The following is a 26563-nucleotide window of genomic DNA, read 5'->3' as shown; positions in this document are numbered from 1 at the left end:
TTCGAGCATGTTAGAGCTTATCAAGCGAGGACTGATTACCTGGAACGAGCAGAAAAATCAGCGCCTCAAATTACAGCAGGCCTACGTCGCCCTAGCCATTATCAGCTTAACGATCGGCGGCGGGCTAATCCTGATCAGTAATTCAGCTGCACACCTGGCTGCCTCAATCGCCGGTATCGTCGGCGTGGTCTTCTTGGTCAATAGCGTCGCCTGGACGGTACTGGACGCCATCATTGCACCGCGCTTGCCGCGGTCAGCCAAACCAACCCGAGCGCGCACCACAAAATCCACCCGTACTTCACACTAAGTTGCTCGCCGCCGCCCGACATGCTATTATCAAATCATGAAACGATTTCCATTTGCCAAAACACTCAAAGCACTCTATAAACCATTACCACGCATGTCCAAGCAATCGCGCCAAGCGGTCGCCGACAACCTCTGGATTGTCGCTGCAATGTTGGCGGTGGTAGCTGCCTTGTCACTAACCTCAGCCCTATCACTTCTGTCGCAAGCTGACCGCATCTCGCTCTTTGGCGTTTCTATTTTTGTACCCAACATCGTTCTCATTCGCCTGCAGCAGATCATCACGCTAATCTTTGCCGTCACCGAAGTCGTCCTCTTCGGACTGGCCGTCTCACCACTACGACGCAAACAAACCCGAGGCTGGCTCTTTACTACCGCCGGCATTGTCGTTACGTTCTTTGCCACCGTTGTCACCTTTATCCTCAGCTTCTTCACTCATTACTACGACGTTGCGAGCGGAGTTGTCGCCATCGCCCTGGTCGCCGCTATGGGCTATGTGCTTAGCGAAATTGAATCTGAGTTTGACTCAGACAAAGCCAACAAGCCGACGGCGCACAAAGAAGAGCCGAAACAAACAGCTGCGCCGACCACCCCTGAAGCCACCGACAAGCCAGATCAGATCGAGACAGAGAAGTAGTCTGAGAGCGCCATCGTCTTTGCACGGCCACGTGAATATGGTACAATACGAATGTTGCCGCGCCGTTTTCGAAAGTAGCGGTGTGGTGCGTAGCCCCTACGCGTGAAACGCAAACATGCGTAGAGCGCATGCCACAGGCGATGGTGTAATGCCGCGATAGCTCAGTTGGTAGAGCGCATCCATGGTAAGGATGAGGTCTCGGGTTCAAGCCCCGATCGTGGCTCCATTTTGATTTTTAGATTATTTATACTAAACATGGATAAGCAATCGTCTGCCGCCTACATGCAACACATTCGCGACCTTACGGCTGATTATCCACGCTTTGAAGATGGACGAGTTAACTATACTGATGAACGTGTGTGTTTTGTGTTAAATTGTGTCGTTGTCTCAGACGATCAAGTCTTACTGACTAAACGCAGCAGTGACGTTATCGCCTATCCGGAGCTGGTTAATGGCATATCCGGTTTTATCGACAACCCTAATCTTAGTATTGAAGACATCGCGTATAGTGAACTAGCCGAAGAGGTCGGCGTTTCAAAGCAGCATATTATCCGTACGAAGCTCAGCCGACCATTTGTACAGATTGATCAACAGTTAGATCGTGAATGGCATGTTGTTGCAGTCCTCGTTGAACTGGCAAGTACCGTTACGCCACGACTTAATTGGGAAAATAAATCCGCTGCCTGGTTTAATCTCAAAGAAATTCCCAAGATGAAGCTCATGCCAGGTTTCGCCGAAACAGTGGGAGCAGCGTTAGCAATGCGCCACTTATAGGTTATAATAAACATATGCTTCACAACCTCACGCGCCAGCTCAAAACGCTTGCCCAAGGCAACGAATCCTACGCCGCCTTTAATCAGCGTATCGTCAACACCAAGATGCCGGTCATCGGGGTGCGCGTGCCGGATTTGCGGCGGTTGGCGCGGGAATTGGCGCCTGATATGAGCGCAGCCGGCATTAGCAAATTGCTAACGGCCAAGAACAAATCATTTGACTACGTGCTGCTGTGCGGATTGTTGATCACGCACGCTCGGCTCGATGATCAGGCGGCGATTGAACTGACTCGAAACTATTTGCCGCGCGTTGATTCGTGGGCGCACATTGATGTGTTCATCGAGAAAAAGCGGCGCTTTGCCGGCGAAATTTGGTGGGATTTTGCACTAGAATGCCTACAAAGCGAAGCTGAATTTACAGTGCGCTACGGCGTAATTTCTTTGATGACTAATTTTTTGGATGAAGCACATATTGGCCAGGTTTTCGCGGCGCTGCGGAACGTCAGGCACGACGGCTATTACGTCAAGATGGGGCTAGCTTGGCTGTACGCAACGGCGGCGGTGCACTTCTTTGAGCTGACGCTGGCTGAACTAGAAAACGGACACATTGACGCCTGGACGCGCAACAAAGCTTATCAAAAAATGCGCGAATCGCGACGATTCACACCCGAAGAGCAACGTATCATTAGGCAACAAAAGGAGGACGCCAATGACCAGCAAACCAACCACTTCAGCAGCAGACATTACCAAGGCGCTGGATTTTCGCCATGCCTGCAAGAAATTTGATGCTGATAAAAAGATCTCTGACCAAGATATGGAGCTGATCCTTGAGGCAATTCGCCTCACGCCAACCTCGTACGGTTTTGAGCAATTCGACGTCATCGTCGCCCAAGATCAGCAGTTGCGCCAGGGTCTGAAAAAATGCGCACCGATTAACAAGCCGCGCTTTGACGCCAGCCATTTCCTCATTTTTACCGCCAAGACGGCCGACGCGCTTAGTGACCACATCGATCACATACTCCGTGATGTAAAGCGCATGAATCTGGTCGAGCGCACCGCCTATAAAACCTTCTGGAAGCAGTGGGCGAAGAAAGATTTCAAGCTGATGGACACGCCTGACGGGCTGCACCAGTGGTCAGCGCACCAGGCGTACATCGCCCTCGGCTTTGCCATGCTGGTGGCAGCGGAGCGGGGGATTGACTCGTGTCCGATTGAGGGATTTTCGATTGATCAAGCGACAGAGGTACTGACAACCCACCAGCTCATTGACCCAGCCAAAGATCTGCCGGTTCTCATGCTGGCGCTCGGCTACGCCAGCCGGAGTGACCGGCCACACCCGCGCAGCCGCCGGCCACTTGATGAGATGGTACGCTGGTATTAGCGCGGGGGCAAGAGCAATTTTCCTTGTCAGCGCCCCTAGCGTTTCCTAATTATCTGTGCTATAATCGGTCAAGATTGTAAATAAACGTAACGAGTAAAGAGATGGCAAAGAAGAAGAACACGAAGCGGAAGTTGATTGGTTTGGTCAGTAATTTGAGCGGCCACCGCACGTACTACACTACGGTCAACACCCAAAACCGCACCACAAAAGGGCAGGACAAGCTGACGCTCCGAAAATACGATCCAGTGGCCCGCCAGCATGCAACCTACACCGAGACCAAGAAAAACCTCGGTCGCAACGAGGTCAAGCCGCGTAAGGGCTAATAACATCAAGCGAGAATCACCCCTCAGACAGGGGTGGTTTTTATTTGTGACAAACGACCAAATCAGCAGGCCGGTTTAATTTTCATGCGCTGACCTCAGCGCTGGGCCACGATCATATCAAGCAAGGTATTGACATATTCAGCCGAAGCTACCACCGACGACGCGCTGTGCTCACTCACCACGCCAGTTTTAGTAATGCGCCGCTCACCACGGATCAAGTCAACGATTCGCTCTGCTCGCGCCAGCTCTCCCGTCTCGATATAATATTGCGCTAGCCACAAACTAGCAACCACGCTACTATCTGGATCATCCGCCCGTCGCTTGAACAGACCGTCAACTGCCGCTAATGTTTGTGTCGCCCGACTAACCAGCTGCTTGGTCTGCTCAGCCTCGCCCTCAACACCGAACATATAGGCAGCATACACCGTATCCATCGTCATCTCATCAGCATCACGCCCCGCCAGCTGCGTGCTAATATCGTCAGCGCAGGTTCGCCACTGCACCGCATTGGCTGGGTCGTCATGTTGCTGCGCGAGTTCACTCGCTTGCTCCAGCGCCGCGCGTGACAACCGCCAAACGAACGCCGCGTCGTCGTCCGCCGCCGGATTATCCCAATTATCCGTCAAAAATGTCGCTACCTTGGTGGCCACCGATTGATATAGCTGCCGCGAGTGTTCCGCGCCAACTCGCGACGTCGCAAATTGACAGAAGATAAATAGTACCGCCGCCGCGTCCCTCAAGCGCATTGGCGGCCGGTCTTGACACCACGCGGTATCGGTTGCCACCGGCTCACCATCCGTATAATATGCTGGCGCAAAGTAACCATCGGTCTCAAATATCCGCCGGCAAGCTTCGAAAAACATCGCCGCCTCATTGCCACAGCCCAGCCGAATCAGCGGCCACAGCGCGAACGCCGCGTCGTGCAGACGACAATTGCCGGCTGAACCATCAGTCAGTATCAGCCCGTGCTCATCCACATGGGCTCGCAGTGTCAACAGGGAATTAATAAAGGCCTTACGGTGTGGTAGCGGTAATTTCTGGGCCGCGCGAAAACCGGGGCTCAGCCACTTGTGCCAAAAATCCGTTGTCCGCGCCAAGCTCCGCACCAAGCCGACACTGCGCGTCTTTTCGTGCAGCCCCAACGCTTCCTTGATCGACGTCCCGGCCGCCAACCAGTAAGTGCAGCGATCCGACGCTAGCGCCGCCAGCCGCAGCGAGCAGCCCAGCACCGAGTCAGTCATGCCATATTCATGCGGACAGCCCGCCAGCTCACCGTCCTCCGCATCACGCCACGCGCCATCAAGCCCAGCACCAAATCGCCCGACCGTCCACCGATCGAAATCACGCCCAGCAAATGTCCGTAGGCCAGCGGCAAACGCCCGCCGCCCGCGATAATGTAGCAGCGCCCGCGAGGCCTCGACATACTGCGCCGTATCAATCGCTTGACCATCGTCGTGCAGCCGGAACGCCTGATGCAAAAACAACCGCACCTGGCGTGTCTCAGTTCGCAGATTGACCACGTGAATATTACGACCAAATACATTGACCTTGCTATCAACGAAATCATCGCATTCCAGCACCAGTCCCAATCGCTCATGCTTGAGCACCGTGTGCGCCACCAGCGCTCCCTGCGGCAGCCGCAGCGTCACTCGCCAGGATCCATCATCAATCCATGAAAATTCGCCGTCTACCCACACGCCGATCCGATGCACGGATTGTCGATTCTGAACTTCGCGGCCAACGTGCGGGAACGACAGTGAACTCACTCGACCAAACTGATCAAGCCTAACCGCCAACCTGCCATTTGCTAGTAGCACCGCCATCAAAACCTCTCGTACCGATGCGCGCTCAGCCGCCAGCGCACATCGCGAATTGCGTTGACATAATAGAGGAAGGCCTCGTACGGCGAATCATACGGGCTGAAATAGGCGTGGACGTCGCCGTCGGTAAACCACTTGGTGCACATATAGTAAAAATGATCAGACGACTGCAGTCGCCGCCAGTCAGTGATCAGCTGCTCATCGCCACTCCTCAGTACATCATCCTCCAGCTCGTACAGATACCGCAGCGCCTCCTTCTGCAAGTCATTGCCATTCCATGCTGTCAAATCGCGCTCACTATCCGCCCAAGTCACCGTCTCTGGCATACTGATATCACCAACCGGCCGATGCGCCGCCAGCGCCTCAGACACCGTATAAAACGTATTACCACTAACCTCGAGCCACGAGGCAACGAACTGATCAAAAAAGCTAAAAATGCCGCTATCCGACCACTGGTGCTCGCCAAAGGTTTCATAATCCATGAACAAATTAACCAGCGGTGCCTCGGCCGTCGCCTCCATCAGCCACGTCCGATATTTTTCTGCCGTCAGCGGCCAACCCGCCCACGATCGATTGCTAAACCGAAAGGCGATATCGTCACTCAGACGATAGTTCTTGAGCAGCAGCCCGATCGTTTCCGTACCAACCGGCCGATACACATAATTCGGACTGCGCCACTCCAGCACGTCGTCCCAACCTTCGGCCAGCACACCGCTAAAGCCAGCGTTCTCCGCCCACTTAGCGAGGTCGTTGTTATACGCCAGTTCGGTATTCGCGAGTACCGTGGTCTCGACGCCAAACAGCTGGCGCAGCTTCTGCTGGTGACGGCGAATTTGCTCCTCAAACTCGGGTCGCGAATAAAAGAACGCCAGGCTGTGATAATAGGGGCTTGATACCAATTCGACCTTACCAGTGGCAACCAGCCGCTTAAAGCTCTCGATCACCGCTGGGTTAAAGCGCTCCGCTTGCTCGAGGAATACACCACTGATGCTCAGCGACAACTTGAAATCATGATGCCGCCTGAGCAGCTCCTCCAATAGAGCATTCATCCGTAGATATGACTTCTCGGCAACTTTGTGAAAAATTAACTCGTTGTTTTGGGCTGGATCATTCGTCTCGAAATAATCATGCCGCGTCGCCACATCAAAAATACTATACCGCCGCACCCGCCATGGCTGATGCACGTGAAGATAGAGGGTGATACCTCGGCTCATGCCCACCTCCTTTCAGCCGACGCTTGATACAGCGCGACACACCGCTCGGCTGCATCCCGCCACGACAGCCGAGCGTATTCATCCTTGACATTACGCTTTAATGCCGATTGCAAGCCTGGCGAGCGCGCAATATTGACGATTTCATCCGCCAGCTTATCAACATCCCAGTAATCAAACCGCATGATGTTATGGAGTACCTCGCCAACACCCGACTGCTTACTAATGAGCAGCGCCGTATCATGATGTGCCGCCTCCAGCGCCGTCAGCCCAAACGGTTCTGATACCGAACTCATGATGAATATATCGATCAGGTAGTAGGCATCGCGCCACTGCTTGCCACGAACAAAACCAGTGAAAATTACCCGGTCGCTCACACCCAGCCGCGCGGCTAAGGCTACCAATTCATCCCGCTGCTCGCCGTCACCCGATAGCAAAAATGCGATCTTGTCGTAGCGCTCTAACGCTCTAGCTGCCGCCCGCACGAAGTAGGTCAGCCCTTTCTGTACCGTCAGCCGTGTCAACGCACCAACGATGGTATAGCCATCAGTCTTGAGATCCTCAAGGTATTTATATGTCGCCGTGTCGTACTCATGCGGCGGCAGGTCAGCCAGGTCGATCGCATTATATACCACCTCAACTTTATCTGGCGGTATGTGATAATTCTTGACAATCATGTCCTTGGTGATGTGACTAACCGCGATAATTCGATCAGCCATCATCAGCCCCTGCTGCTCAATCTCATGCACCAAGGGATTACCCGAATGTTCGCCCGAGCGATCAAACTCAGTAGCATGCACATGAACGATCAGCGGTGCGCCCGACACCTCCTTGGCGATCATGCCGGCCTCCATCGTCAGCCAGTCGTGAGCATGAATGGCGTCCGGTGGATACATCCGAGCGAACTGCCTGACAAACTTGCCATAGCGGCGCTGCAGCCGACGCATCGGTTCAAGTCCGTGCCCGTCCGCATCCTCGACTTCTGGTGCCACCCCGTGATCATACGCTCCGAGATCATGATAACCCGGCGGCAGCGGCGAGGCCGCATGAATATTCATATGGGTAATATTCGGATGCGCCGCCGAGTAGGGCACAACAAAATCAATAGCAATACCATGCGCTGCCAGCGCCTTTGACATCTGGTAACACGCCACACCGAGGCCGCCACAATTGTGCGGAGGAAGCTCCCACCCTAGCATCAAAATTCTCATCTTATTTACAGTATAGACCGCCGCTTATGCTTTTTCAAGCACATCTGGCAATTTTTTCACGAGATCAAGGCATTATTTTCACAAGAGACGAATTGATATGCGCCGTCAATTCTACAGCAAGCCATTAAAAAACGACTTTCATCAAGTCGTCAGACCACCAATCGTGGCAGGGGCAGTAGGAATCGAACCTACCTCTGCGGTTTTGGAGACCGCCATTCTAGCCGATGAACTATGCCCCTACACCCCGCGCTAACGGGTTAGCTCATCTATTATACCAGAAAAAAATATTCTGCAAACTGACCCAAACTAACCATTTTGAAAAAATATGATATAAGTTATTGACAAAATAATGCTTGTGTGATAATATTGGGGAAACAACCAGTGAGGAGGATGTTATGAAATTAAGTACAAAGCTTAAGATCGTGGCGCTGTCGCTGGTCGCTGCTTTCGGAGCAGGACTGGTCTACTACGCCAACGCAGAAACAATTGACAATACCCGCGACTGTGACAAGTACGCCGTGGTGTATTGTGGTACCATGTCGGTACAAGAGATGCGCGAACGATATTTCAACAAAGGCGTATCAACAATTTACGGTGCGTTCGGTATTTCCTACGAGATGCTGAGCGGCAACTACGTTAATGGTGCAGTCTACCGTAACGGCGAGGTTCGCCTCGATAACGGCACCGTTGTCGCCACCAATGCCCGGACAGCCATCCGTAATATTAGCGGTGGTACACCGATCTCAGGCACCAACGCCAAGGTCGTCCCAGCCAGCCGCATGAGCAGTGCACAGCAAGCTTTCATTCGGCTTGATGAACAGGGTCGCTTTAAGTTCGCCATCATGACGCCATGTGGTAACCCAGTTGTCGCCACCAACGTTGTTGTACCACCAAAACCGAAACCACAGCCAGTGGCTACTTGTAAAGCACTTGACCAGCCAGTTATTAATCGCCAGACTAACACGGTCGCCCTGAAGGCTCACGCAACAGTCGAGAACGGCGCAACTGTCAAGTCATACACCTTTAGTATCACCGATGCTTCAGGCAAGGAAGTCTTCTCACGCAGCAACACTACTTCAGCGCTGACCAGCGAGACCAGCGCTACCATCAAGGAAGCGGGCACTTACACCGCTCGCGTCAAGGTCACAACCAGCCTTGGTGATCGCACCAGCAACGACTGTGTCAAGCAGTTCACCATCCAGCCAGAAACGCCAAAGGCTAACCCTGGCATCAAAATTGAGAAAAAGGTCGATGGCGTCAAGCACAAGACCGTCCAAGTTGGCAACGAATTCCCATACCAGGTAACCGTCACCAACACCGGCAACGTTGACCTAAAGAACGCTGTTGTCACTGACAATGCGCCACAAGGTGTCACATTCCTGAGGGCATCTGAGGGTACCATCCAGAACAATACCTGGAAAGCAACAATCCCTGAGCTCAAGAAGGGTACCTCAAAGACCTTTACCATCACGGCAACCATCAAAGAACAAGTTACCGGTAAAGTCGTCAACACCGCCTGCGTTGACACCCCAGAGATTCCTGGCGACAAAGATAGCTGTGACAACGCAACCGTCGATGTACCAGAAAAAGTTGAAGCATGTAACGTCCAGACTGGTGTCATCGAGAAAGTCGAAAAGGGCAAAGAGGACACGCCACCATACACCACTGATCTGAGTAAATGTGAAAAGATCAAGGTCTGTGACGTCACTACCAAGACAATCCGCGAAGTTACCAAGAAAGAAGCTGAAGACACCAAGCGGTTCGTCGGTATCGACAGTGAAGAGTGTAATCCAAAGCCAACCACCCCAACCCCACCAACACCAACCGCACTACCACGAACTGGTATGACCGACATGGTACTCGGTGGTCTGGGCCTCGGTGCACTGGTTACCTCAGCTCTAGCATACGTCACCAGCCGACGCCACCTGTAAGAGACTGACCGCTCCGAGAATCTAATTCTGAAGCGCGAGGTTTCAGGCGAGAATCCCCCTTGGATAAGGGGGATTTTTTGTGTATACTAATATATATGAAACCTTTGCAACTTTCTTCTCCTCACATCATTGCCATGGTGGGCGTGCCGGGGGCGGGCAAGTCGCAATTCGCGGCTGAGTTTTCTGAGATGTTTCATGCGCCGCATTTGGACTCTGGTATCTTAGCGGCATTATCCGATGATGAGGCGGCCGTTAATTATGCGAGCGGTGCACTACTCAAGGAATTGATGAAGACCCATCAAACCATCGTGTTTGAAGGGGCGACGGAGAAGCGAGCTTGGCGCGTTGAGCTTGCCAAGACAGCCCGTGCTGCTGGCTATAAGATTCTCTTTGTCTGGGTGCAAACCGACCTGGCGACTGCCAAAATGCGCTGGCTCAAGGCCAACGATAATGACGAAGCAACATTTGATGCCAAGATCAAACAATTCTCATCGCCGCACCCCAGCGAGCCATGCGTCGTCATCAGTGGTCGTCACACCTATAACACCCAAGCGCGCACCTTGCTCAAGCGCCTGGCCGACGTGCGCCCGAATACTACAGCCGCTCCGACCCAACCGCAAGCCGCCCAGGCTGATACTCCCAAACACCGTCCGCAACGTCCAGTGTTCAGTCGTATTCGCGTTAGCTAGGAGCTATACATGCCAACCATTACTGACGCTGAATTTGGCGAAATCACGGTGAGGCGCTCGCACTTGGCGCGTCAGGTGTCACTGAAAGTCGCGCCAAACGGGCAGCTGCGGATCAGCTTGCCGACGTACGCACCGCTGCTCGCCGCAAAAATGCTTATCAAGTCATCCCGGCCGCGTATTCGCAAACTCCTGAGCGAGCATCAGCAAGGTCACTACTACACGCACGACCAATCAATTGGTAAAAGTCATCACCTGATCATCGAGACCCAGCCCACGCTCACTGAACCCATTATCAAGCGCTCCGGCACCCACATCCTCGTCAAGCTACCGCCCGGCACCAACATCACCACTCCAGCCATCCAGCAGCGCATTCGCGAAGTCATCATCACAGCGCTACGCAAAGAAGCCAAAAGCTACCTGCCGCGGCGACTGAAATTCCTGGCCGAGGAACACGACTTTTCCTATCAAACCGTCAAGCTGACGCACGCCTCCAGCCGTTGGGGCAGCTGCTCGTCGCGCGGCACGATTAGCCTGAACATCGCACTGATGAACCTGCCGTTTGAGTTGCTTGATTATGTATTGATTCACGAACTGGCTCACACCCGCCAGATGAATCACTCCGACGCGTTTTGGCGAGAGGTTGCGGCCATCGACCCAGCCTACAAAACACACCGAGCGGCGCTGAAAAACCATACACCGCACGTGTAGCATGTGCTATACTAAAATCATATGAGACAAGGGATGGGCAGGTGGCGCATGGGGCGCAGTCAGCAATGCGGACGCGATGAGACGAAAGCCGCGCCAGAGCATAGCCAGATGATGACACTGGTAAACAGCTTGACCGACGCGGTGCTGAGTACTGACGCTCACGGCGTGATCACGATTTATAATGCGGCGATGATCGGCCTGCTGGACACTAACGCCACGCTGCACGGTCATCACATCAGCGAGACATTTCAATTGCAGACGCTCAGCGGTACACCGATCGACGTGTTTGAGGAGCTCAGTAAGTCGCCGTCAATCCGTACCCGTGACGACCTGATCATGCCACTCAGCGATGGCGATCATTTGCGACTGGAGGCGACCTTTGCGCCGATTTTGGGCGGCAGTTCCAGCACTGATGGCTACGTGTTGATTCTGCGTGACGTCACCAAGATAAAAAGCCTCGAAGAGGAGCGTGATGAGTTCATCAGCGTTGTTAGTCACGAACTGCGCACACCGGTGGCCATTGCCGAGGGAGCACTCGATAATGCTCGACTGCTCGCCGAGAAAGGCTACACCCAAAAGGTGCATGAGGCGCTGGTGGCGGCGCACGATCAAGTGATGTTCCTCGCTAAAATGATCAACGATCTTGGCACCCTATCGCGCGCTGAACGTGGAGCGGCGGATGAGACGGAGACGATTAATCTGATGGAGCTGGCTAGCACGTTACACAGTGAGTTTGCGCCGCGAGCGGCCGAGAAGGGGTTGCGGTTTGACCTTGACGTGAGTGCGCAGATTGGCGTGATCAAGGTTTCGCGGCTGTACTTGACCGAGCTACTGCAAAACTTCATCATCAACGCCATCAAATACACGCCTCGTGGCGGGGTGACGCTGCGGATGCACCGGCGTAACGGCGTCGTACAATTTGCGGTAATTGATACCGGGATAGGCATCGGCAAGACTGACCAAAAAAAGATTTTCCAGCGGTTTTACCGGGCCGAGGATTATCGTACCCGCGAGACCAGCGGCACCGGACTGGGGCTGTATGTTGCGGGTAAATTGGCGCACAAACTCGGCTGCACCATCTCTGTCAAAAGCCGACTCAATCACGGCTCGACGTTTAGCTTTGAGCTGGCCGATCCGCCCACGTCCGCGTGAGACCGCCCTTGCAATCACGGCCCGGACACGCTACAATAGACTTGACAGTCTGCTAAGAAGCAGACTTTTAAATTGGGAGAAACTATGGCTCAAAAAAACGCAGCAGAATCAAAGACGAGGGTTCGCCGCATCACCGCGAAAGATGAGGGGACGAAGCAGCCGTCACCAACTAAACCAAAAGCAACCGCACCCACCAAAAAAACCACCAGTGAGACCACCAAAAAAACGGTGACAGCGACCGGCTCGTCGCCAAAACAGCCAAAAACTACGGCCAAAAAATCATTGAAAAAATCAGGCGACGTTGGTTATTTCAAGGGCGCGTGGCAGGAGCTCAAGCTGGTACGCTGGCCGACTCGCTCAGCAACCTGGAGCATGACGGCGGCAGTACTGGTATTTACGTTGATCTTTGTGGTGCTGATCTTGCTGCTTGACGCCGGCTTTAACTGGGGCTTTAATCAAATTTTGAAATAGGAAAGGGAATTTATGTCATCAAATCGCTACGATTCAACTCGCTCGTGGTACGCCATTCACACCTACTCGGGCTACGAGGAAAAGGTTGCTGAATCCATCCGCCAGCGCATCAACGGCGTCGACATGGCCGACAAAATCTTTGACGTCATGGTGCCGAAAGAAAAGCAAATTCAGATCAAAAACGGCAAACGCAAGGTTGTCGATGCCAAGATCTTTCAGGGCTACGTGTTGGTCGAGATGAAGCTGACCGACGAGACGTGGTACATTGTCCGCAACACACCGGGCGTGACTGGCTTCGTTGGTGCCGACACCACGCCAACACCGGTGTCCGACAAAGAAATTACCAAGATCAAAAAGCGTATGGGCGTCGAAGAGCCAAAGCATCAGATTGATTTCTCGGTCGGCGAAGTGGTCTCCATCATTGACGGGCCATTCAAGGGCTTTGATGGGTCGATCGCAGAAATTGACGCTATCAAGGGCAAGATCAAGGTCATGGTCAGTATGTTTGGCCGCGATACGCCGGTCGAGCTGGACGCACTGCAGGTCAAGAAAGTCTAGCTGCCTAATCATCTGGCCGCGCGGCGATACATCACCAAGCTACCAGACATCTTTGGCTTCAACTACCTCGCTACTTTTGGCGAGGTAGTGTTGTGTGGCAAAGAGGACCAGCGCCACCGTAATCGTCCCCAGCAGTACCGCCGCGATCGGCCACTGCCTAGCATCATACATCGCCATGATCAGCACTGGCACCGTCCCGATACCGCACGCCAATATCTTGCCGAACAATAGGGTCGCCAGCGTCACTTGGCTGTGACATAATCGAATGCTGCGCTTCAATAGATACGAGCCGCAGCGCCCCAGCCAATACGGTAGCATCACCACCACACCCAAAACCGCCACCGTCATTACCGACATCAGCACCAGCTGCACCACCTGAAGGAGAAACGGTACCGCACGAGGCGTCGTATCGCTCGGCGTAGTGGGCGGGGTGGGTGCCGGCTGGACTGTCTCTGGCGATACACCGAGCTGCATAAGTAGGCCACTGCGTGCCAGCCACAACAACCCAGCACCGACGATAACCGCATAAGTGAAAATCAACAGGCTGTAAGCGAGCGCCCCAAACATGTTGATCAGGCGACGAATTGGCTTGATGCTGCGAGCGTTCATGCTTGTATTCTAGCACAATTTTCGTTATAATACAGTGGTTACGCACGGAAAAATAAGAGGAAACTATGGCAAAGAAAGTTATCGGTAATCTAAAACTACGCATCCCTGCCGGACGAGCAACCGCCGGACCACCAGTCGGCTCAACCCTCGGTCAGTGGGGGCTGAACATGATGGATTTCATCAATCCGTTCAACGACGCCACCAAAGATATGATGGGCAAGGACGTTATCGTCCACATTCAGGTGTTTGAAGATCGCACCTTTACGTGGAAATCGCTTGGCCAGCCAGTCGATGATATGATCCGCGAAAAAGCCGGCATTCAAAAGGGTTCAGGCAAGCCGCACGCCGAGAAAGTTGGCACAATCACTCGCGCACAGCTTCAGGAAATTGCCGAAGCAAAAATGGATCAGCTAAACGCCATCGATATCGAAGGCGCGATGAAAGTCGTTGCTGGTTCCGCTCGCTCAATGGGCGTAGAGGTCGCCGCCTAATTTACACCTGTTCATCCAAAATTGCTCCCTGCCGTGGGAGCAATTTTATTGTGATATAATCATCTGATGATTACCAAAAACTTACTTGATACTACGGTTATCGAGGCGCTGCGGGCTGACAAGCTCGTCGTCGCGCCAACGGACACTATTTATGGTCTGCTCGCTCGAGCTGATAGTCCGAGGGCAGTTGATGAGCTGTACCGCGTCCGCCAGCGCGACCGCACCAAATCCTGCATCATCCTGCTTGGCAGCGCCAACGATATCACTGGCCTCACCACCAAGCAGCGACATATCTATGACCAGCTGTCCTGCGAACGGCCGACCACTATCGCTGCCAGGGTCAGCCCCGACGTTATGCCGCACCTAGTACGTACTGACGCGACCTTGGCATTTCGCGTCATGCCATCAGGGACGGCATTATCCGAGCTAATTCAATGTGTTGGCCCACTACTCGCACCAAGTGCTAACCCCGCGGGGCAGCCACCAGCCGCCACAATCAACGAGGCGATCGCGTATTTTGGCGATGAGGTGGCTGTCTACGTTGACGGCGGGAAAATCAAGGGGATAATGCCTTCACGGATCATCACATTTACCGACGGCGACGAAGTGATCACCCTGCGGCAATAATTTCCACTACAGCCAACCAGGCGCCCGACGTCTTGTCTCGTAACCTATGAACTACAACTGCTTGAACGGCCGCACTAGCTCTAGCTCTGGTCGCATCTCGGCGATGCGCATCAGTTCATTGTACTTGGCGATACGCTCTGAACGCGACATCGAGCCGGTCTTGATCTGGCCCGTACCGAGCCCGACCGCCAGATGAGCAATTGTCACGTCCTCGGTCTCGCCCGAGCGGTGGCTCATCACCGTATTCCAGCCGGCCTTTTTCGCCATCATCACCGCCTGAATCGTCTCGCTCAGCGTACCGATTTGATTTGGCTTGATCAAAATCGCGTTACCGGCCTTTTCAGCGATCGCTCGGTCTAGCCGCATCACATTCGTCACTAACAAATCATCACCGACCAGCTGCGTCGTCGAGCCAAGCTCCGTCGTCAGCGTCTGCCAGTCGTGCCAGGCCTCCTCGTCCAGTCCATCCTCGATCGACACCACCGGATACTCAGCCCGCAGCTGCTTGTACATCTTGATCATGCCATTGACATCCAGCGTGCGATGCTCCGTCTCCAGCCGATACTGGCCATCGTCCTCATGGAATTCGCTCGAGGCCACGTCAAGAGCAAAGGCAAAGTCCTGCTCCAACTTGTAGCCAGCCTGCTGAATCGCCCGTGCCAGCAGCTTGACCGGCTCCATATTACCGCCGCGCACATGTGGTGCGTAGCCGCCTTCGTCACCAACAGTCGTCGGGTAGCCCTCGGCCTTGAGTACCTTCGCCAGCGCATGAAACACCTCGGCGCTCATCCGCATCGCATCCTCGAACGTCGATGCGCCGACCGGGATGATCATGTATTCCTGAATATCAGTAGCACCAAGCGCGTGCTGCCCGCCGTTCATCACATTGATCATCGGCATCGGCAGGCTCATCGTGCCAGCATTCGCCAGCTGATTGACATAGATAAAAAATTCAATACCCTTAGACTCAGCCGCCGCCTTGGCAACTGCTAGGCTGACTGCCAGGATCGCATTCGCCCCAAGCCGCCCCTTATTCAGCGTGCCGTCCAGCTGTCGCATCCGCTCGTCAACCCGATGTTGCGCAAATGGATCCATGCCGCGCAGCGCCCGCGCAATCTCGGTGTTGACATGCTCGACCGCCTTGAGCACACCCTTACCACCATACGCCAAGTCGCCGTCACGCAGCTCGACCGCCTCGTGCGAACCAGTGCTGGCGCCCGACGGCACCGCCGCCCGCCCGAACGAGCCATCGCTCAGCCGAACATCGGCCTCCACCGTCGGATTGCCCCGAGAATCTAAAATTTGTCGTGCGTGAATGTCTGTGATTGTGATATTGTTCATACCTGCTATTGTAGCAGAGACGAAAGAGCAGGGGCAAGCAGGTTACGACCTTCGCCTCACTCGTACAGGCTCTATGTTTCCCTCTCCGCTACTTTGCCAAGGCAGTGCAGCGCTATCACACACCGTCACCTCTACTAAGCGACCCGTCTTTGCCCGAAATCGAGCTGTCGTTGGACCAGGACACTTCTCGGCAAACTGCAGTACATAATTTCTAGATTTATCAATCTCATCAAAACGGTCCGCTGCTTGATTACGTAGATCTTTATTAAGTTCTCCTAGGACCTCAGGATCCAGATCTGCAACATCAATCTGCACGCCATCATCTCGAAAAAGTTGAATATTTGGATTATTGCTCAGCCCCTTTAGAGCTAACTCTGCAGCCTCTTGGGCAGAGCCCGCCGTCTATTCTCCACGTTCTCGCAAGCCGGTCCAGCAATCGGACAGTCCTTGCACCTACCTAAAAATTCCGCCTTACTCATAGTTACATAATTGTACCGCTACGTTGCAGGTATGTCAAATTACTTGCAAAATAATGTGTTCTCATCTACACTTGTAGTTAATTATGGGAGAAAGACATCATTATTCGCCAATAGCCGACGGGCTGTCTGTGCTAAGTAGCCTAAACTTTCAGCGAGGAGTTAGTGAGGCAAATCATGCGTTCGCTGTCACGACAGAAGTAGCAAAGAGAGGAGAGCACCTCCCGCCGAATAGGAATCCCGAAAACATCATCAAACAGCATATCATCCCGCACATCCCGGACGACTACATCGGCTCGCCAGTGACTATTACAAACGTTACTGAAGGCAATGGACTAGCTGTTTATCAACTGAGAGGAAAACTCCTGCCACCAGAGGCTAAAACATTTACAGTCAATAAGCGCTCACAAACACTGGCAGCACTGGCTATTCGTTCCTGGGAAGGTACGCATCATTTTCCGCTCTCCCAAGAAACAGTCGGCAATATTCTCCAGTTTGATGTCCATCTACCAACTGATTTGCTGGCGAATTATTTTTCGGCTCAAGCCACGAATCCCGAGATACACGAGACAATACTCGACATAGAAAATGCCGCCAAATATGCCGGCTCGCCCGCCGACCGTGCTGCGATAATCGCCTGGGGCGTACAAACATTGACTCAGCAATTGGGCGAAGATTTCTGTAAGAGTGGGTCGTTTTCCGGTGAAGGGTCTACATTTACAAGTGAGGGGATTAGACTTCCGTATGGCAAATTTAACGACATGAGATCCACCGGCTTTAGTGTAATTACCGACCACACCAATGATGAGCCAGCTCCGCGGGTTGCCCTTTCGCTGGACGATGACGATAGCACTATTTATGTTATCCCAGACCGTTGTTTCCTCTCGAAGTTAATGCACCATAACAGCGGCGACACAGATGCTCTCGCAGCATAAACCATAGTTGCTTTACTGCATTATTTCAGGTATAATTTCACTATCATCAAATCAATGCTGGGAGGCAGATTCGCCCGAGAGGTCGCGAGTCGCCGCTTGTACCACAGAAAGGATTAGTATGGCCAAGAAAGCCGAGCTGCTCGAGAAAGCAGCAGAACTACAACTAACGGTCAGCGAGAATAATACTATCGCTGAGATCGAGGCAGCGATTGCCGAAGCTGAGTCAGGCGCCCCTGAGAGCAGTAAGCCGCACGACGTCAAAGATAAAGACGTGATCGCCGAGCGCGAAGCCGTCGTTGCTAAGGCTGGCAAGCGCAGCCAAAAAGCCCTCGACGAAGCTGCCGAAAAAGCCGAAAAGGAGGCCCGTAAAGAAGTTGGCGACACCACGCCGCAGTCCGACGACGCCGAAGCGCATGTTAAGAAAGGCCCGAAGCCAATCACGCGTCCGCGCCTGGAACGCCGCGGTAAAAAATACCAGGAAGCTGCGAAGAAGATTGAGAAAAATAAATTGTACAGCCTTGATGAAGCGCTGAAACTGGCGACTGAGACCAGCCCGGTCAAGTTCGACGCTAGCGTTGAAATCCACGTTCGCCTGGGCGTCGATCCACGCCAAGCCGACCAAAACATCCGCTCGACCGTAGCGCTACCACATGGTACCGGCAAGGACGTTCGCGTGGCAGTGTTCGCGCCAGAGTCAGATCATGCCGCTGCCAAGAAGGCTGGTGCTGACATCATCGGCGATGAGGAATTCCTGAAGCAGCTGGACAAGGAAGAACTAAACTTTGATATCTTGGTCGCTACACCGCAATATATGCCAAAGCTTGGCAAATACGCTCGGCTGCTCGGCCCGCGCGGCTTGATGCCAAATCCAAAGTCCGGCACCGTTGCCACCGACGTCGCCAAAGCCGTGTCCGAAGCCAAGGCCGGCAAGGTTGAGTACCGCGTCGACAAGCAGGCCATCGTCCACTTGTCAATCGGCAAGGTTTCGTTTGGCGCCGACAAACTGGCGGAAAACACCCGCGCCTTCCTCGCCAGCCTGAACGCCCAAAAGCCATCCAGCCTCAAGGGCATTTATGTCAAATCTATCGCTATCGCCACCACCATGGGGCCGAGCGTAAAGGTTGAGAACAGCCTCTAAAAACAGTGTCGAGTATAAATCCACCCCTGATACAAGGGGTGGATTTTATAGTTAGCATAGATTTATACGCTACACCTCTTTACACATAATACTATGTGATATATAGTATTGGCAGAAAGGAGCAAGCGATATGGAATCACAATTAAAACGCGGTCTACTAGAGGTCTGTGTCTTGGCTGCCATTCGCGACCAAGATTCGTATGGATACAAGATCGTCAAGGACTTGTCACCATATATTGACATCACTGAGCCAACATTATATCCGATTCTCAAGCGCCTAGAAAAAGCAGGCAAACTCTCGGCGTATAGCGTGGAGCACCAGAGCCGATTGCGCAAATATTATAATATCACGCAAGCTGGTGCCAAGCAGATTGCGGATTTTATCGCTGATTGGCCGATGGTCGAAAAAGCATTTCAATTTATAGCAGGAGAGAAAGCTCATGGATAGAAAACAATTCAATCAAGCACTGCGGTCACACCTCAAGGATTTACCAGAGGATGAGATAGCAAAGTCACTTGGCTACTTTGATGAAATGATCGACGATCGGATCGAAGATGGCATGAGCGAAAAGGAGGCGATAGCCGATCTCGGTAATGTTCGTGATATCGCCGAGAAGATCAAGTCAGAAGAACCGCTACTCACCAAGGTCAAGGGTAAATTAGGTCTACCAAAGGACATCACGCCGTGGGGATGGACATTGATCATCGTGGGTTCGCCCCTGTGGCTAGCAATCGGGGTTACCCTTATCGCTGTACCGCTCAGCCTCCTAATCACCACTATCGCTCTCACGGCAGCAGGTATTTTGGCTCTCGCGGTCAGCGCCGTCCATATCGTCAGTGAGCCGGCGGTCGGCCTCTGGCAACTAGGCTGGAGCTGTATTTGTATCGGCTTGGGGCTGATCTTACTTCAGGCTATACTTCAGCTTGGCAAGGTAGTACGGAGGAAATTCTCTCACCAAGAACAAGGAGGAGAACGATGAAAAAATTATTGACAATTGGTGTTGGACTACTAGGTGTTGGCCTCATTATTCTCGGGGTTGCCTACGCCCTTATCGGCGGAGATCTGCGTAAAACGGCTACGGACAGTAAGTTCGAGGAAAAACAAACGACCTTCCAAACAGCTGACATCAAAAATCTACTGGTTGAGGTAGCGACAGACGAGGTTGAAATCACCGGCACCGATAAAAACGAGATCACGGTGTCATACTATGAAACGAAAACTCACCAGTTCGAGGTAACCGCCGCTGATGGCAGTGTCATAGTCAAATCGAAACATGAACCATGGAGATTCTCTTTCTTGTTCGACTTTAGCTGGCTCAGCCATGAGCGCGCCGTCCGCATACAAGTACCACAGAAGTTACTCAAAAAGATAGACCTGACCAGCAGCACAGGGTCACTACGCATCAATGACGTAACGGCCACCAAAGAAATTGTCGCCAAGAGTACGACAGGGGATATTACTATCAAACAGGCGATGGCAGATAGCGCTTCGTTTACGTCAACAACCGGTTCACTGCGCTTTGACAAACTTACAGTCGATAAGGAGCTGAGCGCAAAAACCACCACCGGCAACATCGACGGCAATCTGACCGGCAAGCAGTCCGACTATCGCACCGAGGTAAAAACCAGCACTGGTAGCAGCAACATCACCAATCAAGCTGGCGGTAACAAAGAACTTAAGTTACACACCACCACCGGCGATATTCAGCTGTCGTTTAACGATTAGCCGGGAGAGAATTTCCCTAGGGGTTTTGATAAGCCTACTCGCAGCAAAAACGTCAAAACCCCTTGCATCCCGTTGTCATTTCTGCTACAATTCTAATGAACATTACCAAAGACAGCGCGCGACCGAAGGGAACTGAGGTATAAAAATGCCGCCGAGGGATGAAACGAACAGTTTTATTTGACGTCTTTGGTAGTGCGAGAATCAAAGACGTTTTTGTTTGCTCGGCTAATGCCCAGAAAACGAGAACCAGATTTTCCATTACCGCACGTTAACAAATCGGTCGAATCACACAAGAACCAATCAAAGAAAGGATTTTTATGGCAATTTCACGCGATAAAAAACAAACTTTGGTTGCTGAACTAACCGAGCTTCTGAAAGACGCCAAAGGTACGGCATTTGCGCGGTACCAGGGGCTGAGCGTGGCTGAATTGCAAGAGCTGCGCAAGGCTGCCCGCGAGGCAAACGTCGTCATCAAGGTGGTTAAAAACCGTTTGGTGCGCGTAGCATTGCAGGGCATTGATACCTACAAAGAAACCGGCACTGACTTGTTGGCCGGCCAATTGGTCTACGCCATTAGCGCCGAAGACGAGGTCATGCCAGCCAAAGTTCTGGACACGTTTGCAAAGACGCATCCAGCACTGCAGTTGGCCGGCGGCTTCTCAGGCGAAGGTCTGAGCATCAACGAAGCTGACATCAAAGCGCTGGCGGGCCTACCAAGCAAAGACCAGCTTATCGCCGAAGTGGTGGCACAGCTGCTCTCACCAGTCCACGACACCGTGGGTGCGCTGGGCGGCAACCTGCACGGTCTACTAGACGGCATCGAAGCCAAAGCTGCGGCTTAAGTTTAGCAATCAATCATCTCGAGTCATTTGATCTTCATAAGTCTCCGTGTAGCGATTGCAGCCCGAGCGCCCCTAAAGGCGCCCGGCGCGAAAAGAGGAGACGTTGAAGATTGGATGACTCGAGATGATAATAATCATAATCTAAGGAGAATACTATGGCTGATATTAAAAAATTGGCTGAAGAACTGACCAAGTTGACAGTTCTAGAAGTTAACGAATTGAAAAATCATCTGAAAGATGAGTACGGCATCGAGCCAGCTGCTGCTGCAGTGGCTGTTGCTGGTCCGGCTGCTGGTGGCGAGACTGCCGCAGAAGACGAGAAAACTGAGTTCACCGTCACTCTGAAAGACGCGGGCGCTCAAAAAGTTGCTGTCATCAAGGCAGTCAAGGAAATCACCGGCTTGGGTCTCGGTGAGTCAAAGGCCATCGTCGACGGCGCACCAGCACCAGTCAAGGAAAAGGTGTCAAAGGACGAAGCTGAAGCTGCCAAGAAGACGCTCGAGGACGCAGGCGCTAGCGTTGAGTTAAGCTAATTTTTGCGTGAAACGACCGATTGTTTTCGTAGAGAAATGCCGCCCGGAGCTTATACCACGGGCGGTGTTTTATTGGCAAGGGTAAAAATTACCACATTTTTACCTGGCTATCTGTTGTCCTTGTGGAAAGACGAGCCGTTAGCCGATGCGAATCGACTGGCGGGACTTGCACACTCACATAATTAGTGCTATATTACTCTCACGTACTATCAAAATAGACAAGGAATGCGAGCCATATGTCTGATTTACCGGAAAAGCAAGTGAAGCGCCTCAGGACGCTCATCCAAGAAGCAGAAACCAACTTAGCGGCGGCCAAGGAGCTGCTGATCAGCATCGTTGGTGACGATGGGCAAGTCGTTACGCCAAAAACCTCGTCGGACGATGTCGCTGGCAAGGTGATCGAGGGTGTGTTTGACGGCCAGATGATGATGGGGCCTGATGGCAAGAATTATCCAATCCCGGCGAACTACGCCTCGAAGTCCAAGCTCGTCGAGGGCGACATCTTGAAATTAACCATCGCCGAGGACGGCAGTTTTATCTACAAGCAAATCGGCCCGGTCTCGCGCAAACAAGTCATCGGTACCCTCGTCCAACACGACGGCGTCTACTACGTCGAAGCCAACGGCCGCGAATACCGCATCCTGCTCGCCAGCGTCACGTTCTTCCGCATCGAAGTCGGCGACCAAGTTACCATCATCATCCCTGATGACAATCCGGACGCCACCTGGGCAGCTGTCGAAGCGCCGCTATAGACCGTTTTTGACATTTGAGGCCGTCCCGGGTGGTTACCCAGGCGGCTTTTGATATAATGGTGCTATGTCTGGGGAGTTTTTGCTAAGCTACGCCAGCTTTGATACCGAAAACCGGCCATTTCTGGAGTGGCAGGTTGACGGCAAGACTGAGCGTGGTGATGTTTTGGGGCAGGAGTTGTCACTGGCGTTTGATTTTTCTGCTAAATACTGCACGGGCTGGGTGGATTTTGACAATCACTGCAGCCAGGCTTGTCCTGACGGCGCCACAGTTGATGAGAAATATGAGAATTGCCTGAAGTGCCGCAATCGCACTGGTTTTAATCCAGCATTTTATCACGCTGATTCGGTGTCGGCGCAGCAAGAAAAGATTAATCAAAACCCGCACTTCGTCTATCTGGCATATTTCGCGCCGGGAGTTATTAAAGTTGGTATCTCGCAGGAAAAGCGCGGTATTCGACGACTGTTGGAACAGGGAGCACGGCTGGCGTTGAAACTGGAGACGTTTTCTTCGGCCTTGATTGCTCGGCAGTATGAGGCAAAAGTTGCCAGTCTAAGTGGCATCATGGAAACAGTAGCCGCCAGCAAAAAGCCGGGGCTGATCAGGCGGACGCTTGATGCTGTGGCGGCGGAGCAGGCCCTAGCTAACACGCTGATGCGCATTCAGCAAAAGCTGGGGCTGGATTTTCCACATCGGACGCTCATCATGTGCGAAGATTATTTTCACACGGATGGCCGCGACCTTAGTAGTGTGATTGACATGACAGGGAACAATACCATGGCCGGCACAGTCGTCAGCATCATCGGCCCGATCCTCATCACCGACTATGACGGGCAGCTACTGGCATACAACGTGAAAAAATTCATCGGCTACCAAGCGCAGGCAGTTGACGGCGCCATTGACATCGCAATACCCAGCACACAGCTGGCGCTGTTTTGAGTGTGTTCGCGGCGGGTCGTCTCCAAATCAACCACCAAACAGCTTACTAATCCCGCACTTTGCGCTATAATACATAAGTAATGAGTCAGGCACTGTACCGCAAATATCGCAGTCGCAGCTTGGACGAGGTGTTGGGGCAAGATCACGTGACCAACATTTTGCGCCGAGCGTTGGAGCAGGGGAGAATCGCCCATGCATATTTGCTGACGGGTCCGCGCGGCGTGGGGAAAACCAGCGTAGCACGAATTTTGGCGCATGAGATCAATCAGTTGCCGTACGACGAGGAAGCCTCACACCTGGACATCATCGAAATTGATGCCGCCAGCAATAACGGTGTCGACGACATCCGCGCCCTGCGCGAAAAAGCGCAAGTCGCACCCGTTTCCGCACCGAAAAAGATCTACATCATCGACGAAGTCCACATGCTGTCCAAGCCTGCCTTCAACGCACTATTAAAGACGTTGGAGGAGCCGCCAGCACATGTGGTATTTATCTTGGCAACCACCGACGCCGATAAGTTGCCAGCTACCATCCTCAGCCGCGTCCAGCAATTTTTCTTTCATCCCATCTCAGTCGATGTCATGGCACGCCAGCTGATGGCTATCGCCGAAAAAGAAGGCTTTGCCATCGAGGCGGACGCCGCTCGGCTGATCGCTGAGCGTTCACGCGGCGGGTTTCGCGACGGTATCAGCATGCTGGATCAATTGTCGGCGTTAGCCAGCGCTGATAAGCCGCTGAGCGCATCGGACGTTGCCCAGTACCTGGGGCTAAGCACCACGGAGACGCTGGAGAACCTGCTTGAGCTGTATCAGCAGCGTGACGCGCCTGAGGCGCTGAGCTTGCTGAGTGAACTAGAGCAAACTGGCACCGATCCGGTCGTCCTGTCCCGTCAATTATTATCACTGCTGCGAGCGCGCTTACATCAGCGGCCAGAGTTAATTACATTGGTCAAGCAGCTAATCGAAGTTGACCGCCATCCGCATCCGGATTTGAAATTATTGACGATATTTATGGATGGAGCTGGAGGTATAGCTCATAAATCACCCGAGGTCGCACCCACGTCGACCGCGAGCCCGACTGCTGCAGTCAAGCCGCCAGTAGCCATTTCCAAATCGCCAGCGGATAAGGCGGAGCCGCCGGCATCTGATACAGAAACACCAGCCGCGCAGCCGGCAGAAAATTCATCAAAGACCGCTTTGAAAACTCAGCAAACTAATAACTCTACAGACAAGACAACCACAGACACCGCTACCCCAGCAGACAATCAGCCGGCATCAGACAATCCGATAAGCTCCGCTACAGACATCGACTGGGATAAGATTATCGCTCTAGCTAAAGAGCAGTCATTCGCTGTTGCGACATTGTTGCAACAGTGCGGTTGGCGGCGAGATGGCAACACCTTAACCCTGTATGCCGGCAATGCCTTTGCTAAAAAGAAGCTGGACGACGCGAAGAATCGCCCGCTTATTGCGACAATTGTGCAACAAGTTGCCGGCACCGAACTGGATATTGCGACAATCGGACAAAAAGCTCCGCCCAAAGACGCCAAACTCGCGGAAATTGCCGAGCTAATGGGCGGCGGTGAAGAAGTTAATCTGGAGGAATTATCATGAGCGAAAAAACACAAGCTGATACCCTGGCGGGCAAATTACCGCCCCAAAACTTGGACGCCGAAAAAAGCCTGCTCGGCGCAATTCTCATCGACGAGGAAGTCCTAGCCGATGCCTCGGAAATCGTCAAGCCTAACGACTTTTACGATAAAAACCACGGGCTGATCTTTGGTGGCATGATGCGGCTGTTTGAAAAGCACAAGCCAGTTGACCTGTTGACCTTGACCGATGAACTGAAGCGCAAGGATGAGTTGGAACTCATCGGCGGCTCGGCGTATTTGACAGAACTCACCAACTACGTACCGACGGCAGCGCACGCGGCGGCGTACGCCGAAATGGTGGCGCAAACAGCGGTGCGGCGGCGCTTGATCAAGGCTAGCAGTGGCATCACCGAGCTTGGCTACGATGAATCAACCACCACCCAAGAATTATTAGAAAAAGCCGAGGCCGAATTATTCAGCGTCTCCGACCAATCATTGAAACAGGATCTGGTCAGCCTGGAAAGCATCTTGACCGATAGCTTTGATCGTATCGAGGAGCTTCACCGCAACAAGGGCAGCCTGCGCGGCATGCGAACTGGCTACCGCGATCTGGACACTATGACGGCGGGGCTGCAAAAGTCGGATTTGATTATCCTGGCGGCGCGGCCGGCCATGGGTAAGACCACGCTGGTGACTAACCTGGCGTACAACGTGGCGACGATTGAGAAAAAGCCGGTGCTGTTTTTCAGCCTGGAGATGAGCAAGGAGCAGCTGACCGACCGTATGCTGGCGGATGCGGCCGGCGTTGATAGCTGGAATATTCGTACCGGTAATCTAAGCGGCGATGATTTCGAGAAGCTGTCCGAAGCCATGGGCGAGATGGCCGAAGCGCCGATTTACATCGATGATACGCCGGGTCTCAGTATTTTGGAGATGCGCACCAAAGCTCGCCGTTTGGCACACGAGGGCGAAATCGGCCTGATCATCGTCGACTACCTGCAGCTGATGCAGGCCACCAACAATCACAACGGCAACCGCGTTCAGGAAGTGTCGGAAATTTCCCGCGGCCTCAAACTGATCGCTCGTGAACTCAACGTGCCGCTGATCGCCCTGAGCCAGCTGAGCCGTTCCGTCGAGTCGCGCACGCCGCCAATTCCGCAGCTAGCCGACCTACGCGAGTCCGGCTCCATCGAGCAGGACGCCGACATCGTTAGCTTTATTTACCGCCCAGGCTACTACGAACCAGACAACCCAGAAGTTCAAAATATCACCGACCTGATCATCGCCAAGCACCGTAATGGTCCGGTCGGCAAAGTCCAATTGTACTTCCACCCAGAACGCCTGCGTTTCATGAGCCTCGATCGCAAGCATGACTAGAATTGTGCTATAATCAATAC

The 26563-nt window shown here is 53.1% G+C and carries 30 protein-coding genes and 2 tRNA genes; 26 read left to right on the top strand and 6 right to left on the bottom strand.

All coding sequences use genetic code 11. The features are described 5' to 3' along the window. The first annotated feature begins 7 nt into the window (after window positions 1–7). The 7 genes from FBF27_02210 (at window position 8) to rpmG (ending at window position 3417) form a co-directional block, all read left to right on the top strand. A complete protein-coding gene (locus FBF27_02210) occupies window positions 8–307 on the top strand; it encodes a hypothetical protein (GenBank protein ID QJU09225.1) in 300 nt (99 codons plus the stop codon). A gap of 36 nt (window positions 308–343) precedes the next feature. Then, a complete protein-coding gene (locus FBF27_02205; protein ID QJU09224.1) occupies window positions 344–940 on the top strand; it encodes a hypothetical protein in 597 nt (198 codons plus the stop codon). 150 nt (window positions 941–1090) lie between these two features. Further along, window positions 1091–1166: transfer RNA gene (locus FBF27_02200), tRNA-Thr, on the top strand. Window positions 1167–1195: 29 nt separating this feature from the next. Further along, the gene (locus FBF27_02195) at window positions 1196–1714 is read left to right on the top strand and encodes an NUDIX hydrolase (GenBank protein QJU09223.1); all 519 of its coding nucleotides are present in this window, start codon (window positions 1196–1198) and stop codon (window positions 1712–1714) included. Window positions 1715–1728: 14 nt separating this feature from the next. Beyond that, complete coding sequence (locus FBF27_02190) at window positions 1729–2499, top strand: DNA alkylation repair protein (GenBank protein QJU09222.1); 771 nt, start codon at window positions 1729–1731, stop codon at window positions 2497–2499. Next, the gene (locus FBF27_02185) at window positions 2423–3094 is read left to right on the top strand and encodes an NAD(P)H-dependent oxidoreductase (GenBank protein QJU09221.1); all 672 of its coding nucleotides are present in this window, start codon (window positions 2423–2425) and stop codon (window positions 3092–3094) included. Before FBF27_02190 ends, FBF27_02185 begins: the two co-directional genes overlap by 77 nt. A gap of 101 nt (window positions 3095–3195) precedes the next feature. Beyond that, window positions 3196–3417 (top strand): 50S ribosomal protein L33, encoded by a 222-nt coding sequence (rpmG, locus tag FBF27_02180; protein QJU09220.1) that lies wholly within the window; start codon window positions 3196–3198, stop codon window positions 3415–3417. Between the two features lie 95 nt (window positions 3418–3512). On the opposite strand, the gene FBF27_02175 is transcribed toward rpmG, so the two are convergent. The 4 genes from FBF27_02175 to FBF27_02160 form a co-directional block, all read right to left on the bottom strand. Beyond that, window positions 3513–5240 carry a hypothetical protein gene (locus FBF27_02175; protein QJU09219.1) on the bottom strand — a complete coding sequence of 576 codons (1728 nt, stop codon included), beginning with the start codon at window positions 5238–5240 and terminating at the stop codon, window positions 3513–3515. Beyond that, on the bottom strand, window positions 5240–6457 hold the full coding sequence (locus FBF27_02170) for an alpha-amylase (protein ID QJU09218.1): 1218 nt from the start codon (window positions 6455–6457) through the stop codon (window positions 5240–5242). Before FBF27_02170 ends, FBF27_02175 begins: the two co-directional genes overlap by 1 nt. Beyond that, window positions 6448–7659 (bottom strand): glycosyltransferase family 4 protein, encoded by a 1212-nt coding sequence (locus FBF27_02165; protein ID QJU09217.1) that lies wholly within the window; start codon window positions 7657–7659, stop codon window positions 6448–6450. The genes FBF27_02170 and FBF27_02165 overlap by 10 nt, the downstream gene beginning before the upstream one ends. Before the next feature lie 164 nt (window positions 7660–7823). Then, window positions 7824–7898, bottom strand: a tRNA-Trp gene (locus FBF27_02160). Between the two features lie 156 nt (window positions 7899–8054). On the opposite strand from FBF27_02160, the gene FBF27_02155 reads away from it, so the two are divergent. The 6 genes from FBF27_02155 to nusG all read left to right on the top strand — a co-directional run bounded on the left by FBF27_02155 (window position 8055) and on the right by nusG (window position 13168). Beyond that, on the top strand, window positions 8055–9590 hold the full coding sequence (locus FBF27_02155) for a DUF11 domain-containing protein (GenBank protein QJU09216.1): 1536 nt from the start codon (window positions 8055–8057) through the stop codon (window positions 9588–9590). A 95-nt stretch (window positions 9591–9685) separates the two neighbouring features. Continuing rightward, a complete protein-coding gene (locus FBF27_02150) occupies window positions 9686–10279 on the top strand; it encodes an ATP-binding protein (protein QJU09215.1) in 594 nt (197 codons plus the stop codon). A gap of 9 nt (window positions 10280–10288) precedes the next feature. Further along, window positions 10289–10987, top strand: a complete 699-nt coding sequence (locus FBF27_02145) for a M48 family metallopeptidase (GenBank protein QJU09214.1) — start codon at window positions 10289–10291, stop codon at window positions 10985–10987. A gap of 21 nt (window positions 10988–11008) precedes the next feature. Further along, window positions 11009–12139 carry a hypothetical protein gene (locus tag FBF27_02140; GenBank protein ID QJU09213.1) on the top strand — a complete coding sequence of 377 codons (1131 nt, stop codon included), beginning with the start codon at window positions 11009–11011 and terminating at the stop codon, window positions 12137–12139. Window positions 12140–12223: 84 nt separating this feature from the next. Continuing rightward, window positions 12224–12610 carry a preprotein translocase subunit SecE gene (secE, locus tag FBF27_02135; protein QJU09212.1) on the top strand — a complete coding sequence of 129 codons (387 nt, stop codon included), beginning with the start codon at window positions 12224–12226 and terminating at the stop codon, window positions 12608–12610. 12 nt (window positions 12611–12622) lie between these two features. Next, window positions 12623–13168, top strand: a complete 546-nt coding sequence (gene nusG / locus FBF27_02130) for a transcription termination/antitermination protein NusG (GenBank protein ID QJU09211.1) — start codon at window positions 12623–12625, stop codon at window positions 13166–13168. 39 nt (window positions 13169–13207) lie between these two features. Here nusG and FBF27_02125 read toward each other — a convergent pair whose 3' ends face one another. After that, complete coding sequence (locus FBF27_02125; GenBank protein QJU09210.1) at window positions 13208–13777, bottom strand: hypothetical protein; 570 nt, start codon at window positions 13775–13777, stop codon at window positions 13208–13210. 65 nt (window positions 13778–13842) lie between these two features. Here FBF27_02125 and rplK point away from each other — a divergent pair, with 65 nt between their 5' ends. Together rplK and FBF27_02115 are read left to right on the top strand one after the other, a co-directional pair. Beyond that, the gene (gene rplK / locus FBF27_02120; protein QJU09209.1) at window positions 13843–14268 is read left to right on the top strand and encodes a 50S ribosomal protein L11; all 426 of its coding nucleotides are present in this window, start codon (window positions 13843–13845) and stop codon (window positions 14266–14268) included. Between the two features lie 66 nt (window positions 14269–14334). Beyond that, a complete protein-coding gene (locus tag FBF27_02115) occupies window positions 14335–14895 on the top strand; it encodes an L-threonylcarbamoyladenylate synthase (protein ID QJU09208.1) in 561 nt (186 codons plus the stop codon). Between the two features lie 51 nt (window positions 14896–14946). Here the strand turns inward: FBF27_02115 and FBF27_02110 are convergent, their stop codons facing one another. Continuing rightward, the gene (locus FBF27_02110; protein ID QJU09207.1) at window positions 14947–16236 is read right to left on the bottom strand and encodes a phosphopyruvate hydratase; all 1290 of its coding nucleotides are present in this window, start codon (window positions 16234–16236) and stop codon (window positions 14947–14949) included. A gap of 562 nt (window positions 16237–16798) precedes the next feature. Between FBF27_02110 and FBF27_02105 the strand changes: the two genes are divergently transcribed. The 11 genes from FBF27_02105 (at window position 16799) to dnaB (ending at window position 26543) form a co-directional block, all read left to right on the top strand. Beyond that, window positions 16799–17647 (top strand): hypothetical protein, encoded by an 849-nt coding sequence (locus tag FBF27_02105; protein ID QJU09206.1) that lies wholly within the window; start codon window positions 16799–16801, stop codon window positions 17645–17647. 451 nt (window positions 17648–18098) lie between these two features. Then, complete coding sequence (locus FBF27_02100) at window positions 18099–18785, top strand: 50S ribosomal protein L1 (protein ID QJU09651.1); 687 nt, start codon at window positions 18099–18101, stop codon at window positions 18783–18785. A 130-nt stretch (window positions 18786–18915) separates the two neighbouring features. Continuing rightward, the gene (locus FBF27_02095) at window positions 18916–19233 is read left to right on the top strand and encodes a PadR family transcriptional regulator (GenBank protein QJU09205.1); all 318 of its coding nucleotides are present in this window, start codon (window positions 18916–18918) and stop codon (window positions 19231–19233) included. Beyond that, window positions 19226–19765, top strand: coding sequence for a DUF1700 domain-containing protein (locus FBF27_02090; GenBank protein ID QJU09204.1), 540 nt, complete (start codon window positions 19226–19228; stop codon window positions 19763–19765). The genes FBF27_02095 and FBF27_02090 overlap by 8 nt, the downstream gene beginning before the upstream one ends. Then, complete coding sequence (locus FBF27_02085) at window positions 19762–20511, top strand: DUF4097 domain-containing protein (GenBank protein ID QJU09203.1); 750 nt, start codon at window positions 19762–19764, stop codon at window positions 20509–20511. Before FBF27_02090 ends, FBF27_02085 begins: the two co-directional genes overlap by 4 nt. A gap of 317 nt (window positions 20512–20828) precedes the next feature. Further along, window positions 20829–21353: a 50S ribosomal protein L10 gene (locus FBF27_02080; GenBank protein QJU09202.1), complete on the top strand. Its 525-nt coding sequence runs from the start codon at window positions 20829–20831 to the stop codon at window positions 21351–21353. A gap of 155 nt (window positions 21354–21508) precedes the next feature. Next, window positions 21509–21886: a 50S ribosomal protein L7/L12 gene (locus FBF27_02075; protein ID QJU09201.1), complete on the top strand. Its 378-nt coding sequence runs from the start codon at window positions 21509–21511 to the stop codon at window positions 21884–21886. A gap of 236 nt (window positions 21887–22122) precedes the next feature. Beyond that, the gene (locus FBF27_02070) at window positions 22123–22638 is read left to right on the top strand and encodes a hypothetical protein (GenBank protein ID QJU09200.1); all 516 of its coding nucleotides are present in this window, start codon (window positions 22123–22125) and stop codon (window positions 22636–22638) included. Between the two features lie 64 nt (window positions 22639–22702). Beyond that, the gene (locus FBF27_02065; GenBank protein QJU09199.1) at window positions 22703–23575 is read left to right on the top strand and encodes a DUF2797 domain-containing protein; all 873 of its coding nucleotides are present in this window, start codon (window positions 22703–22705) and stop codon (window positions 23573–23575) included. An 80-nt stretch (window positions 23576–23655) separates the two neighbouring features. Beyond that, a complete protein-coding gene (dnaX, locus tag FBF27_02060) occupies window positions 23656–25188 on the top strand; it encodes a DNA polymerase III subunit gamma/tau (protein QJU09198.1) in 1533 nt (510 codons plus the stop codon). Then, entirely contained in the window at window positions 25185–26543 is a 1359-nt protein-coding gene (gene dnaB / locus FBF27_02055) for a replicative DNA helicase (protein ID QJU09197.1), read from the top strand. The genes dnaX and dnaB overlap by 4 nt, the downstream gene beginning before the upstream one ends. Window positions 26544–26563 lie beyond the last annotated feature (20 nt).

It is taken from the genome of Candidatus Saccharibacteria bacterium oral taxon 488 (assembly GCA_013100805.1).
In the GTDB taxonomy this organism is placed as follows: domain Bacteria; phylum Patescibacteriota; class Saccharimonadia; order Saccharimonadales; family Saccharimonadaceae; genus Nanosynbacter.
Note: the sequence above shows the minus strand (reverse complement) of the source record. Positions and strands in the feature narration are given on the sequence as shown.